The 14,028-nt window shown below is 63.4% G+C and carries 13 protein-coding genes; 3 read left to right on the forward strand and 10 right to left on the reverse strand.

Annotated features, from left to right (window positions below):
• Positions 1–57: 57 nt before the first annotated feature.
• The gene (locus Q5Z11_RS12410; protein WP_303746703.1) at positions 58–1,080 is read left to right on the forward strand and encodes a LysR family transcriptional regulator; all 1,023 of its coding nucleotides are present in this window, start codon (positions 58–60) and stop codon (positions 1,078–1,080) included.
• Between the two features lie 134 nt (positions 1,081–1,214).
• Here the strand turns inward: Q5Z11_RS12410 and Q5Z11_RS12415 are convergent, their stop codons facing one another.
• The 5 genes from Q5Z11_RS12415 to Q5Z11_RS12435 form a co-directional block, all read right to left on the reverse strand.
• Positions 1,215–1,709 (reverse strand): hypothetical protein, encoded by a 495-nt coding sequence (locus Q5Z11_RS12415; RefSeq protein WP_405051593.1) that lies wholly within the window; start codon positions 1,707–1,709, stop codon positions 1,215–1,217.
• Between the two features lie 196 nt (positions 1,710–1,905).
• Entirely contained in the window at positions 1,906–2,517 is a 612-nt protein-coding gene (locus Q5Z11_RS12420) for an inorganic diphosphatase (RefSeq protein WP_303746705.1), read from the reverse strand.
• Positions 2,518–2,521: 4 nt separating this feature from the next.
• Positions 2,522–3,895, reverse strand: coding sequence for a metallophosphoesterase (locus Q5Z11_RS12425; protein WP_405051594.1), 1,374 nt, complete (start codon positions 3,893–3,895; stop codon positions 2,522–2,524).
• Positions 3,896–3,909: 14 nt separating this feature from the next.
• Positions 3,910–5,019: an NHL repeat-containing protein gene (locus Q5Z11_RS12430; RefSeq protein ID WP_303746706.1), complete on the reverse strand. Its 1,110-nt coding sequence runs from the start codon at positions 5,017–5,019 to the stop codon at positions 3,910–3,912.
• Complete coding sequence (locus tag Q5Z11_RS12435) at positions 5,016–7,559, reverse strand: TonB-dependent receptor (RefSeq protein ID WP_405051695.1); 2,544 nt, start codon at positions 7,557–7,559, stop codon at positions 5,016–5,018. The genes Q5Z11_RS12430 and Q5Z11_RS12435 overlap by 4 nt, the downstream gene beginning before the upstream one ends.
• Before the next feature lie 177 nt (positions 7,560–7,736).
• Between Q5Z11_RS12435 and upp the strand changes: the two genes are divergently transcribed.
• Together upp and Q5Z11_RS12445 are read left to right on the forward strand one after the other, a co-directional pair.
• Positions 7,737–8,369, forward strand: a complete 633-nt coding sequence (gene upp, locus Q5Z11_RS12440) for a uracil phosphoribosyltransferase (RefSeq protein ID WP_303746708.1) — start codon at positions 7,737–7,739, stop codon at positions 8,367–8,369.
• Between the two features lie 58 nt (positions 8,370–8,427).
• On the forward strand, positions 8,428–8,838 hold the full coding sequence (locus Q5Z11_RS12445) for a g-type lysozyme inhibitor (protein WP_303746709.1): 411 nt from the start codon (positions 8,428–8,430) through the stop codon (positions 8,836–8,838).
• A gap of 136 nt (positions 8,839–8,974) precedes the next feature.
• On the opposite strand, the gene Q5Z11_RS12450 is transcribed toward Q5Z11_RS12445, so the two are convergent.
• The 5 genes from Q5Z11_RS12450 to Q5Z11_RS12470 all read right to left on the reverse strand — a co-directional run bounded on the left by Q5Z11_RS12450 (position 8,975) and on the right by Q5Z11_RS12470 (position 14,012).
• Positions 8,975–9,811 carry an alpha/beta hydrolase family protein gene (locus Q5Z11_RS12450; RefSeq protein ID WP_303746710.1) on the reverse strand — a complete coding sequence of 279 codons (837 nt, stop codon included), beginning with the start codon at positions 9,809–9,811 and terminating at the stop codon, positions 8,975–8,977.
• A gap of 97 nt (positions 9,812–9,908) precedes the next feature.
• On the reverse strand, positions 9,909–10,799 hold the full coding sequence (locus tag Q5Z11_RS12455) for an MBL fold metallo-hydrolase (protein ID WP_303746711.1): 891 nt from the start codon (positions 10,797–10,799) through the stop codon (positions 9,909–9,911).
• 354 nt (positions 10,800–11,153) lie between these two features.
• Positions 11,154–12,896, reverse strand: coding sequence for a gamma-glutamyltransferase (gene ggt / locus Q5Z11_RS12460; protein ID WP_303746712.1), 1,743 nt, complete (start codon positions 12,894–12,896; stop codon positions 11,154–11,156).
• Positions 12,893–13,177: a YfhL family 4Fe-4S dicluster ferredoxin gene (locus Q5Z11_RS12465; RefSeq protein WP_282268820.1), complete on the reverse strand. Its 285-nt coding sequence runs from the start codon at positions 13,175–13,177 to the stop codon at positions 12,893–12,895. Before Q5Z11_RS12465 ends, ggt begins: the two co-directional genes overlap by 4 nt.
• A gap of 346 nt (positions 13,178–13,523) precedes the next feature.
• Positions 13,524–14,012, reverse strand: coding sequence for a hypothetical protein (locus Q5Z11_RS12470; RefSeq protein ID WP_303746713.1), 489 nt, complete (start codon positions 14,010–14,012; stop codon positions 13,524–13,526).
• Positions 14,013–14,028 lie beyond the last annotated feature (16 nt).

Genomic DNA, 14,028 nt, shown 5'->3' on the forward strand with positions numbered 1-14,028 from the left:
TGAAGGGAATAATCATCCCGTCGCCGGCACAATTCCGCTGCCGCAAGAGTCCTACCCATGGCCAACGATCTCAACGACACCCTGATCTTCGTAAAAGTGGTCGAACAGGGCAGTTTCACTGCCGCTGCACGCCTGCTTGGCCAGCCCAAGACCACGGTCAGCCGCAAGGTGCAGGAGCTGGAAACCCGCCTGGGCGCGCGCCTGCTGCACCGGACCACGCGTCGACTTGGCCTGACCGAGGCCGGCACGGTCTATTACGAGCACTGCCAACGTATTGCCCGCGAACTGGACCAGGCCGAGAGCGCCGTCAGCCAATTGCAGTCCGGCCCACGCGGCTGGCTGCGTTTCACCGTGCCGTATTCGATCGGTACCTGCTGGATTGCCCCACTGCTGGGTCAGTTCCAAAGTGAATACCCGGAGATCCGGGTCGACATGCACCTGGGCAACGAAACGCTGGACCTGATCGCCGGGGAAGTGGACATGGCGCTGCGCGTCGGTCCCCTGCCCGACTCCAATCTGATCGCACGCAAACTGGGCAGCCTGCGTACCCAGGTGTTTGCCAGCCCGGCCTATATCGCCGTGCATGGCGAGCCCAAGCACCCGGACGAGCTGCAATTCCACCGCACCTTGGCCATACGCAAGGCGCACCACGGGCAGACCCAGCGCTTTACCTGGACCTTGGCCGAGAATGGCGGTGAGATGCGCGAATTTCCTGTCACCCCGCTGATCGTTGCAAACGATCCTTCAGCCCTCAATGCCGCGCTGGTGGCTGGCGAAGGCCTGATGTTGAGCAGCGATGTGATGGCCAAGCCCTTCGTCGAATCCGGCATGGTGCGGCAGGTCCTGCCCGGCTGGACCGGCCCGGATTACGACTTCAATGCAGTGTTTGCCGGCGGCCGCCTGGTCTCGCCCAAGGTTCGCGCGTTCATCGACTTCCTGGTCGCCAAGCTCAACTTCGACGCCAACTACATGATGCTGCAATGCCCGAATGCGAAGCGTCTGGCCGACATCGAGCAGGAGTATCAGCAGCGCTCGAAGGGCCACCCCAAGCTGCGGGTGGTGGAAGCACTCAGCGCCTGAGCACCGCGCTACGCACCAAACAGAAACGGCGGCCATGAAGGCCGCCGTTTCTGTTTGCACGAGCGATGCAGCGCTGGTTCGTAGTCCGGGTAAGCGCAGCGCACCCGGGATGCCGTCCAAGCATCAATACAGGATCAATAGCCGCGGTAGTACGGCCACAGCGGCACGATCTGCACTTCCTTGCAGCCGTCGTAGCGGCTACAGCTGCCGAAATAACCCGGCCCGGAGTAGCGCTGGCGCGCATCGCGGTTGTAAGGGCTGTTGTAGAAGTCAGGACGCGAGAAATGGCCGGCGCCGTCGTAACGGTAGGGCGTTTGGCCGATGCTGGATTCCGTGCGGAAGGTCTGCGCCAGCACCTGCGCGCCGTCGTTCCCCACATAGCCGTTCTCGTTGTCGTAGCGGACCAACCGGTAATAGATGGTTTCGCCGCCCTGCTTGCGACTGCGCAGCTGCTCCATCTGTCCACCACCGGCATCGGCATAGGCCTTGCCGCCTTCGAACAACACCTCGCTGGGGTTGACGATTTCCTCTTCCAGCGGCGGTTCTGCCGCCGCGCTCGTTGCTACTGCAAGCAACATGGCTGCTACAGCCAACTTGTTCCAAGCCTTACCCATAATGCGCATGACCACCCTCCTTGATTGGGCACCTGCCGCTAACGACAGTCCGCCGTGATCGCCCGACCAACACCCTTGGCCGGGCCGTCATTGCTACCGTCCGCCGTCATGGCGCGCAGCCTTGCCGGCAAGCACGCGACCGCAGATTCGGACAAATCCGTGTTCATTATAGGAGCAAGCTGCAGCCAGAGCCGTGAAACCGGTTGGATACTCAACGCGTCGGCTTCACCCGCTGGTACTCCTGCAATGCCTTGCGTACCACCTGCCGGGCCTCGGCCGCATCGCCCCAGCCGTTGAGCTGGATATCTGCCCCCGACGGCAGCTGCTTGTAGGTACGGAAGAAGGCCTCGATGCGCTGGACCTCCATGACTGGCAGATCCTGCAGGGTCTGCACTTTCGCGTAGGTCGGATCAACCGCATCGACCGGCACGCCAACGATCTTCTCGTCGGCCTCGCCCTTGTCGACCATGCGCAGCACACCCAGCGGGCGGAAGCGCACGATCGCACCCGGCTGGATAGGGAAGCGGGTCAGCACCAGCGCATCCAACGGGTCACCGTCACCGGCCAGGGTCTGCGGCATGGAGCCGTAGTTGGCCGGATAGGCCACTGGCATCGACAGGAAGCGATCCACCCGCAGCTCGCCATGCTCGCCTAGTTCGTACTTGATCACGCCGCCTGCGGGAATCTCCACCGCAAGCAGCACCTCCTCCGGCGCGTTGGCAGGCTGCGGCAATGCGAAGGGATGCAGCAGCTCCCCTGCTGACACGCCGATGGAAGCCGCGGCCAACAACACGCCGCACAACGCTGCCTGCTTGCTCTTCATCGGCTTATTCCCAGCACCGGTCATCGCGCCCCTTGGGCGACACCGCGCGCGGGCAGTCCCGCTGCTGGATGCGCCCTTCAGTGATCTCCTCGAACTGCTTGCCGCCATCGGTGCTGCGGCTGATCCGGAAGGCGTCATACAGACGGCCGGTTGCCGTGCGCGCCTCGTAACGCAAGCCCCTGTCGTCCAGGCGCAGCACCTGGAACAGCTGGGTATCCTCGGCGGTTGGCTTCATCGTCGCGCGTGCTTCCGGCGACAAGCGATACTGCTTCGGCCCGGCCACCGACGAAATGTACTGCGGCAGTGCCGCACCTTCATCGGCACGACGGCCATAGGTGTGATCGTGGCCTTGCAGCACCAGATCGACCTTGTGCCGCTGCAGTACCGGGCGGATCTCGCTGGCCAGCACCGAGGTGTCGCGCTCGGCGCGCAATGGGTACAGCGGCTGGTGCACGACCACGATATTCCAGGGCTGGTGACTGCTGCTGAGCACGCCCTCAAGCCAACCGGCCTGGGCTTTGGCGGTGCCCAGATCCAACGCCGAGGTCCCATCCAGCACCACCACGCGCAACCCCTGGTAATCGAACCAATAGGTCGTACTGGCAGTTGCCGCCGCACCATTGTTCGGCAATGCGAAGGTCACCGGCCAGTGTTTACCCAGCACGCGGCGTTCCTGCGGCGTGTCCTCGAACTCCTCGAAGTACTCGTGGTTGCCGGCAGCTGGCGCAACCGCCATGCCTGGCAGCAGCCAGCCACCGGCGGCGAACCATTCGCCCCATTCGTTGTCGTCTTCGCCATCACCGCCACTGACCAGATCACCCGCAAACAGCGTCAGCCGCGCATCAGGTGCGGTCTGCCAGCCCTGTCGCATGACGCGGCTGACATGGCTGAGGTTCTTGTTCTGGGTATCGCCGAAGTACAGCACGGTCAGCGGCTCACCGGGCGCAGCGGCAGTACGGAAGTGCTGCCAAGCGCTCCAGGTGCCCTGCCCCTGCACCCGATACGCATACAGCGTGTCCGCCTGCAGACCGTCGATCAGCGCACGGTGATGCTGGCTGCCGCCGTTCTCGGTCTGCAGCAGCTGGCTGCTGGCGCTTACCCGCCGCACCTGTCCCATGTCCGGCGAGTCGCCAGCAATGGTGATTTCCAGCAAGGCCGGCTGTGCCAGCGGCGCGGTGCGCCAAGCCACCGCAAAGCCGGTGCTGGCATCCTGCGCCGGCGAAGCGACGATGCGATCAGGAAATCCACTGGCCGCGTAATGCCGGCTCCCCGCCGGCACCTGTGTGTTGGGCTCGGCAGCTGGAGCGGCCCCCACCGCCCCAGCTGCGCCCAACAACGCTGCAGCAATCAGAACGACCAACGGCAGTCGCTGCCTCAAGGAACCATGCCCCCTCACTTGCCACAGTCCTGCGGCAACGACAGCGCCTTGGCGATGTCACGCCAATCGAAGGCCACCACGCCTTGATCGTCGTGCACCGCGTACAAGGCCCCCTGCGGGAAACGTGCCGACACCTGCTGGCTGTTCCAGATGCCGTCGGTATTGGCCACGGTATTGCCGTGGAACGAACCAACCGGTGCCAGCGTCTTGCGATCGAACAGGTGGAAGGTACTGCGCTCCTTGCCCTGCTCGGTGGTGATCCACCAGCCGCCATCGCCACAGGTACGCAGCATCACGCCTTCGGCCTGCGCCTTGAACTGGCCGCGACCGAAGGTCTCTCCACTGAAATCACCTGCCAGGTTGTAGACCTTGAACTCGCTGGCATAGGTTTCGTCTTCTTCGGCAATCAGCAGGCGGTCATTGGCCGGATCTCCCCAGATCGACTCGACCACGCGCAAGGCTCCCTTCGGCGAGGTATCGCCGATGCTGCGCACCAGTTTGGCCTGCACCGTGCCGCCGGCAACGCTGACGTGATAGCGACGCACGCGCTCGTTCAAACGCTCCAGCGCCGGCAGGATGTCGTTGCCCGCCGCATCCTCGCCATCGTCGTAGGAATCGGTGACGTATACGTCGTAACCGCCCTGCACCGGGTTCACCCACAGGCCGTACGGCTTGCGCAGGTCATTGCCCGCAAACACCCCCAACGGCTTGAAATCCGGCAGCTGCAACACCTGCACGCGATGGTTGTCGCGCTCGACGATGAACACCAGATCGCCCTGCACCGCGATGCCATTGGGGCGATCGAACTGCCCCAGGGCGGTGCCGGTGCTGCCGATATCGCGCAGGTGCTTGCCGGTCTGGCCGTCATAGACCACCAGCTTGTCGGTGGCCTTGGCAGTGGCGATCAACCACAGCTGGCCATCGGCGCCGCGCCAGCTGGCCGGCGAATCGATGTTGTCGGCCGGCGTCATCGGGGTCAGGAAGGCTTCGGCAATCAGCGTGGACGGGACTGCGGTCGCGCCCTCGGCAAGATCAGCGGCGGTCGGCGGCGTGGTGGATTTCGGGGTTGGATGGCAGGCGCTCAGCGCCAGCGCCACCGCGGTGGCGAGCAGCGCGGCCCTCACAGTGCCACCTTCACGCCGATCGCGTAGGTACGGCCGTATTCCTCGTTCTGCAGGGTGCGCGAGGAGATTCCCTGGTAAAGCTCCAGCGGCTCGTCCAGCAGGTTGGAGGCTTCCAGGTACAGACTCACGTTCTTGCTCAGCTTGTAGTCGAGGCTGAAGTCGAGCTGGGTGTGCGGCGCGACATAGATATCAAAGGCACGGCTGTCACCGATGGTGTCCAGGTACTCGCTGCGATAGACGCCAGCCAGACGCGTGCTGAGCCCACCCCACTCGTATCCGATGTGTACGCTATAGATGTTCTTGGAGGCACGCGGCAGGTTGAAGTCATCGTTCTCGCGTCCAGCGATACCCGGGTCAAAATCGGTATCCAGCCAGGTGCCGCTGGCACCGACCAACAAGCCCGACCATGCACCCGGCAGGAAGCTCAGCTGCTGCTGCCAATTGAACTCGGCGCCAAACACCTTGGCCTTGTCGCCGTTGATGGAACGGGTGACCTCGAAGCCCGGATATTCCGGATCGCTGTCGGTCATGGTCTGCACGATGTAGCCATCGATGGACTTGTGGAACAGGCCCAGCGAAATGATGCCGCTATCGCCCAGGTAACGCTCGAACGAGAAATCAAGATTGGTGGACTCGTACGGATCCAGGTTCGGATTGCCGATACGCGCTTCTTCATCATCGCGGTTGACTGCCAGGCGCGGCGAGACATCGCCGAACGACGGACGTGCCACGGTCTTGTTGACCGAGCCACGCAACACCCAGTCGTTGTTGGTGTCGTAACGCAGGTGCAGGCCTGGCAGCACACTGGTATAGCTGCTGCTGGCCGTGCGCGGCGTCACCGTGACGGTCTTGCCGTCGCTGGCGACATCGACGTCGTTGCCGGTGGCATTGAACTGCGTGTTCTCCACGCGCACACCACCGATCACGCGCAGTGCGCCGATATCCCAGGTACCCATCGCATAGGCCGACAGGATGTCCTCACTGGCTACATAGTCTTCTTCCAGCGAAGTCATCGTGTTGCCGGCGACATCGCCCGACCTGGCGCTGTACTTGCTGCCATTGGCCGCCCACCAGGCACGCATCGCCGCCGAGCTCATGCCCTGGCCGAGGCTGCCGCCACGGTGATCCAGGGTCTTGCCATTCCAGCTGCTCAGGTCAACGGCCGGGCCTGTGCGCAGCTCGACCTCGTCCACATTCACATCGCGCTCGCGCCAGCGACCCAGCACGCCGAACTTGTAGCTGGCCTTGTCGCCGTCGAAGCGGATATTGAGCTGCGCGCTGCGCTCGCTGTCGTCGATCTGCTTGGGCGACAGCACCACGCGGTCAAACGCATAGTTGCCGTTGTCCATCCAGCCGTTGTCGCTCAGGCTCAGGCCGGGAATGCCGCTGTTCTGGTTGAGCGTGGCAGACAGGTCGTCGCCGTCGTAATCGAAGCGCGCTTCCATTTCGTCATTCACGCGCTCGCGGGTCTTGGTATAGCCCACCTTGTAGTCCAGCACCGCGCCGCTCAACCTGTTCTCACCGCCCAGGCTGACCGCAAAGGCGTTCTCCTCCTTGGTGCGATAGCGCATGCGCTTGCTGATGGCATCGGCCGGCAGATCGTCCACCTGGTAGCGGCCGCCACCAAGGGCAGTGATTTCACCGTCGCCGAGGCCGAAGATCGTGCGCTGGCGGGTTTCGGCATCGTCGAACTGGCTGTACAGCGTGCGCAGGTAATAGCGGTTGGCATCATCGGGCCGCCAATCGAAATTCAGGTTGGCGCCGGTGCGCTCACGCTCGATGGTGTACTTGCGGCGCTGGATCTCCACCGCTGCCAGATCATCATCGGCGCCGCCGTCGAAATTGTCGTATTCGACTTCGGTGTTGTCGGATTCAAACGTGCGCTTCTGGTAGTTCACGCCCAGTGCCACACCGAAGGTTTCCCCAAACACTTCGCTGTAGTTGAACGCAGCCTTCGGGCTGGTCTCACCGGACAACTCCTGGTGACTGCCTTCAAGCTTGCCCTTCAGGGAGCGGCCATCACGGTCGAAGGCCGAGGCCGATTCCACCACCACCGCGCCACCAATGGCATCGCCTGGCATGTCTGGAGTGGCCGACTTGATCACCCGCAGGCGCTCGGTGGACTCGGACGGAATCACGTCCAACGGCGCTGCGCGCGAGGAATCCTCCGGCGTGCCGATGGCGATGCCGTCGATGCTGACGCTGTTCAAGGCCGCATCCAGGCCGCGGATCACCACGAAGCGACCCTCGCCCTGGTCGCGGGTGACGCTGACGCCGGGCAGGCGCTGCAGCGACTCGGCGACATTCATGTCCGGGTAGTCGCCCATGGAGTCGGAGGCAACCGCATCCTGCACGCCATTGGCGTCGCGCTTGAGCTCCACCGCACGGATCTGCGCTTCGCGCTGCGCACGCACTTCGATGCGTTCCAGATCGATGGCTGCGGCCGCACCACTGGCCAGCGTGGTCGTGCCATCGGCCGTGGCCTGTTGTGCATATGCAGGTGCGGCTGCCATGCAGGCCACCGCTGTCGTCACCGCCATCACCAAGACGCTCTTGCGCACTACCGCCCCCAATCTGTGTAAAGGATGGGTGTGCACGGTATGTCCGTTCAGTTGCATGACTGTTACAGACGCACGGCTGCAATATTTCAGTCCGTTACTGGCTGGGTACAGCGGGACTGCGGCAAACTATGTGCTCTTCCCTGTCATCACACCGCCATGAAAATCGTCGAAGTCCGCCACCCGTTGGTCCAGCACAAGATCGGCCTACTCCGCGATGCATCCATGAGCACCAAGGATTTCCGCGAGGTCGTCAACGAGCTCGGCACCCTGCTGGCCTACGAGGCCACCGCCAATCTTGAAACCGAGAGCCACACCATGGCGGGTTGGGCCGGTCCGGTACAGGTGCAGCGCATCGCCGGTGCCAAGATCACCGTGGTACCGATCCTGCGCGCCGGCCTGGGCATGCTGACCGGTGTGCTGTCACTGATTCCGGCCGCACGCGTCAGCGTTGTCGGCCTGCAGCGCGACGAGGAAACCCTGCAGCCCGTGCCCTACTTCGAGCGCCTGACCGGCCGCCTGGAAGAACGCGATGCGCTGATCCTCGATCCGATGCTGGCCACCGGCGGCACCTTGATCGCCACCATCGACATGCTCAAGCGGGCAGGCGCACGCCGCATCAAGGGCATTTTCCTGGTCGCCGCACCGGAAGGCCTGAAGGCACTGGAAGCCGTGCATCCGGACGTGGAGATCTACACCGCCGCCATCGACGAGCGCCTCAACGAGAAGGGTTACATCATGCCGGGCCTGGGCGATGCCGGTGATCGCATCTTTGGCACCCGTATCGGCTGAGCATCGCGGCCAGCCGGGCTGTTGCCGCCGCCAACCACCAACTCAAGCGGTGAACATGATGAAACGCGCCATCACTTTGGTTCTGGCCGCGGCGTTTGCAATCAGCACGCCGGCCGCCTTTGCCGCCGACAAGGTCACCCAGACTCCCGTGCAGTTCGCAAAGGGCATGAGCAGCTACAGCACCAGCCATAGCCTGCTTGGCTACGACAGCGTGAACTACACGCTGGATGCCAAGGCCGAGCAATCCATGCGGGTAAGCCTGAGCGGCAGCAGCAATGTCGGCTTCAACATCTATGCCCCTGGGGATATTCCCGGCGTTGCCACCGCTCTCGGCAGTGGCAGCTTGGGACAGGACTGGAACGGCATATTGCCTGCCTCCGGGACCTACACCGTGCAGGTGTACCAAGTGCGTGCGGTCGCCCGGCGCGGTGCGCAGGCGGCCTATGCCATTACCTTCGCGGTTCATTGACGTTGATCCCTGCCATGCGGGCCGGCATGGCGGCAGTGGCAAAGTCAGCAAGCGCCGCAGAGCGGCGCTTGCTGACTGAAACGAGCTGGCGCGAATTTGCGCAAGACGCGTAATCCGTCGAACCAACTGCAACGAATCAGCGGCGCAGCCAGCGCTCATTGGCAGCGGCAGGCGCCGCCAACAGCTGCCGCGCGTGCTCGTCCTTGAGCAGTTGTACACGCAGGAACGCCGTGCCCAGCTCGCGGGCGCGTTCGAACAACAGCTCCGGTTCTCCACCAATCAGGTTATGGTCGCCCCCGGCAAGTACCACGCCGGTCTTGTCGCCAGCAGGCGCCGTCTCGACGGGATAGAGGTGATCGACCGGGTCGCTGACGAAACCCGGCACCAGATCCTTGTCACCGGTGACCAGCAGCAAAGGCACCGCCAGCGAGGCATATGACTGCTCGTTGATCAGCCCCGGAATCCGGCCTGGCGACGAAAAGCCCAGCACAGCCACCACTGATGGATCGCGCAACGGCCCCAGTCCGTTCAATGCACCACCAAGCGTCGCCGAGATCAGCGTCCCCAGACTATGACCGGCTGCAGCAACCGGCATCCCGGGCCAATGCTTCGCCGCGTAGCCGCTGACAGCGCGCATGTCGACGAAGCGCTCGGTCAAGCCTTGTTGCAGCGAGAACTGCTCACGCTGCGGATACTTCATCGAGTCCACGTGCAGCGGTGCCAACACCACGAATCCGGCATCCGCCCAGGACTGCAGCAGGCGCTCGTAGCGTTCCGGCCAGGCACCGTGCCCGGAGGAAAACAGCACCACACCACGCACCTGTGCTGGCTCCCAGATCGCCAGCGTTGTCGAGCGCTCGGCACTGACCTGCAGTGGCAGCACCTGGGTTGGAGCCGCCAGCGCGGCAGCAGCGGGCCCCAGCAACAGGAGCACGGCAAGCCCGGCGCGTCGCAGCAGGGAAGGAAGTTTCATGACATTGCCCCGGATCTGAATGATGGGATCAATGTCGGTTTTGGCGACCTCCGGAATCAGTGCCGGAAGTCAGTTTTTTCAGCTGCCGTTGGTCAGCTCAGGCGGCCAGCGTACGCGCCTTCAACTCGGCCACTTCATGGGCGGTGGCAAAGCGCCCCTTGTCATCACGCACCACCTGCGCCATCGCACATTGCGGGTCATGGGTGAAGAACAGGTGCACGTTGCGCGCCAGTTTGTCCTCGAGGAAGGCCCGCTTCTCGTCGATCAGCAACTCGGCATTGCGGTCGTAACCCATGGTGATCGGCACATGCACCCAGGAACGGCCAGGTATCAGGTCGGCACAAAACACCACGCCGCCGCGCGGCTGGCCATTGACCCGCTCCGGACCAATGATTTCAGCCAGCATCAGGCCTGGCGTATGGCCATCGCTGAAGCTGAAACGTACTGACTCGCCCAATGCCTTTGAATAGGCACCACTGACGATTTCCAGGCGACCGCTGGCTTCCAGCAAACCGCTCAACTCGGGAATGAAACTGGCGCGGTCACGCGGATGCGGATGCCTGGCACGCTCCCAGTGCTCGGCGCCAATCACGAAGGTCGCATTGGGGAACAGCAGTTCCGGCTCGCGACCTTCCGACCATGGCGCCAACAGACCACCGGCATGATCGAAGTGCAGATGGCTGAGCACAACCACATCGATGTCTTCATGCTCGAAGCCGGCCTCGCGCAGTGAGTCGATCAACACATGACGCGGTTCCTGCACACCGTAGCGCTCGCGCAGCTTGGGCTCGAAGAAAGCACCGATGCCGGTTTCGAACAACACGGTCTTGCCACCCAACGGACTGGCCAGCAAAGCCCTGCATGCCAGTTCAATGCGGTTGGCGTCGTCGGCCGGCGCCCATCGTTCCCACAATGCCTTGGGAGCATTGCCGAACATTGCACCGCCATCGAGTTTTTGCGAGTTACCGCGGATCGACCATAGTTTCATATGAAAAATTCTACCCGCAGCGCGTTAAATATTCGCAAGGAATCGGTGGCGGATAATTGACGCCGGGGTACAGGTGGGGAACGCGGTGGTGTGCGCGGTTTGGTTGGAGCCGGCGATTGCCAATAGCTTCAGTACCAGGGTTGCGTGAGGTGGCATTACATTGTGGGAGCGGCGTCAGCCGCGAAGCTGACGCCGCTGAAGCGCTTGGCAACTGTAGCAACTCATGATTTACCTGCCTCGCGGCTGACGCCGCTCCCACAAAAAAATCCGATGCCAGCAACTGGCATCGGATTCTGGGGAACTCAAGCGTTCCAGTGAACAGCATTCCCGTCGAAACGGGGCTTGCTCGTTATCTCAGTCAGCCTTGCCTGACTTGCGAACCTCGGCACTGCCTACCGGGTTACGCGGATCGCTGCCGCCGCTGAGCACATTGCTGCGTCGATCCCACTCCACCGTCTGCAGGTTGCCCCAGACGTGGCTGGAACCACGACCGCCTTCGGCCGAGTCACCCGGCAGTTCAACCTTGTGGCCCATCGCCTGCAGCTGCTTGGCGACTTCCGGCGAGAACGCACCGGTCTCCGCCGAAATCTCATCCGGCAGCCACTGGTGGTGATAGCGCGGCAAGGCAGCTACCTGCTGTGCGTCCAGGCCAGCGTCATAGCCGAGGATGCCGAGCAGGACCATGGTGATGATGCGGCTGCCACCCGGCGTACCGATCACCACGACCTTGTCGTCGTTCTCCATGAACGTCGGCGTCATCGAGCTGAGCATGCGCTTGCCCTTGGCCGGCGCGTTGGCGGCATAGCCCATCACGCCGAAGGCGTTGGGTGTGCCCGGCTTCAGCGCGAAGTCGTCCATCTCGTTGTTCAGCAGCACGCCGGTGCCGGCCGGGATCAGACCCGAGCCATACAGCAGGTTCACGGTCTGGGTGCCACCAACGCGGTTGCCTTCGCTGTCGATGATCGAGAAATGCGTGGTCTCATCATCTTCCAGTGGCGTCGGGTTGCCCGACAGCAGGTCACTCGGCGTGGCCTTTTCCGGATGGATGGTTGCGCGCAGACCCTGCGCGTAATCGCGGCTGGTCAGCACCTTCTGCGGGATGTCGACGAAGTCCGGGTCGCCCAGAAAGAAGGTACGGTCGCGATAGGCACGACGCATCGCTTCCACCACCAGGTGGGTGCTATGCGCCTGGTCCATCTTGTTCAGATCCCAGGGTTCCAGGATCTGCAGCATCGAGGCCAGCGCGATACCGCCGGAGGATGGCGGCGAGGCCGTGGTGATCTTCCAGCCACGGTAGTTGAACACGATAGGCTCGCGGGTCTTGACCGTGTAGCCGGCCAGTTCCTCGGCAGTCCAGCGGCCGCCGGCCTGCTTCACGCCAGCCAGCAGCTTGCGCCCGGTCTCGCCGCGGTAGAAACCATCAAAGCCGTTGGCGGCCAGCAGCTGCAGCGTATGCGCCAGCTCCGGCTGCTTGAAGATATCGCCCTCGGCAATCGGCTTGCCGTTGCGCAGGTAGACCTCGCGGGTGCCCGGATAGCGATCCATCACTTCGCGACGGCTGGCATAGCCACGGGCCATGCGTGCATACACCGGGAAACCATCGGTGGCGACGCGGATTGCCGGTGCCAGCGACTCGCCCAGCGGCAACTTGCCATGCTCGCGCGCCAGCTTCACCAGCGCTGCTGGCAGGCCGGGGATGCCGGCCGACCACGGGCCATTGACCGAGCGGTCGCGGTCCAAGTTGCCGTTCTTGTCCAGGAACTGCTCGGGCGTTGCGGACTCGGGCGAGGTTTCGCGCGCATCCAGCATCAGGTCCTTGCCGGTCTTGGCGTCGTGCAGCAGGAAGAAGCCGCCACCGCCCAGACCCGAGCTGATCGGCTCGACCACGGCCAGGGTGGAGGACACGGCCACCGCGGCATCGAACGCATTGCCGCCCTTGCCGAGGATTTCCATACCAGCTTGAGTCGCCAGACTATGGCCGCTGGCGATTGCAGCGCCATCGGGATGTGCGGCGCGGGCCGGTGCGGTATCGGCTGCCCACGCGGCCGGTGACAGCACCAGTGCGAACAGCAGCAGGGAACGGGCAACGAGTTTCATGCCGTTGGATTCTCCGATTGGTAAAACTCAGGGTGATCGCGTTGCAGGCCGGCCAGTTTGGCCAGCAGCTGATCTTCGGTTTCGACGATATCCGGGTCCGGGTCGATGCATTCGACCGGGCACACCACCACGCATTGCGGTTCATCGAAATGACCGACACATTCGGTACAACGGGCCGGATCGATCACATAGATCGTCTCGCCCATTGCGATAGCCTGGTTGGGACAGGCCGGCTCACAGACGTCACAGTTGACGCAGAGCTCGTTGATTTTCAAAGACATTGCTGCGGTGTTCCCGTCAGAGCGGGGCTTGCAACCGGCGCCTGCCGGTTCATCGGTCCTGCTGTTCATGGGCTGCCAAGGGCAGCGCCGACAGCAAGCTTACCGGATACTGGTTTTGCCGGGGTCGAGGTCACCGCTTCCACAGCGTTCTGCGGATGTGGATGCTGGCCCGTGGAGCCGATTGAGCGGGTATGCGCTGCGTTGACCCGGCTCACCTCAGGCCAGAGCGGGGCCCAGGTGGTGGTTGAAACTGGAACCAGAGCCAGGCCTACGAAGAAAAGCCCCCCCTTCACGGGGATGAGGTCCTGGCAGAGACGGGGCCGCTGCGCGGCCCCGTCCCAGTGCGTCACTTGGCTTCGACGAAGATGTAGTCGGCGCCGGTCGGCTTGACGATGGTCTGCACGCGGGCGTTGTCAGCGGCGTCGCCGATGAACACCACGCGCACACCCTTCATCGAGTCAGCCTGCACGTCCTTGAAGCCGGTTTCGATCAGGTCGCCCATCTTTGCCGAATTCGACGAACCGAAGGCCAGCATGTTGCCCGGCTGGATACCACGGCCGATGGCGGTGGTTGCGCTCTCAACCTGACGGTCGTACTTGGCAGCGAATTCCGGGTCCGATGCCGGCGGCAGGTAGTACAGGAACGGGCTGGCGGTGATGTTGCCCATGTTCTGCACGGCAACTGCCTGCAGGTACTTCTTCCAACCCGCGTCGTCATCCTTGGCCGGGGCGACCAGCGCCTGCTGCGCTTCGACTACCGGTGCTTCTTCTTTCTTGCAGGCGGTTACAGCCAGCACCATCGAGGCGGCAAGCAGCACGCGCATCGTGTTCTTCATGATCGTTCTCCCGTTG

It is taken from the genome of Stenotrophomonas sp. 610A2, from assembly GCF_030549615.1.
Classification (GTDB): Bacteria; Pseudomonadota; Gammaproteobacteria; order Xanthomonadales; family Xanthomonadaceae; genus Stenotrophomonas; species Stenotrophomonas pigmentata.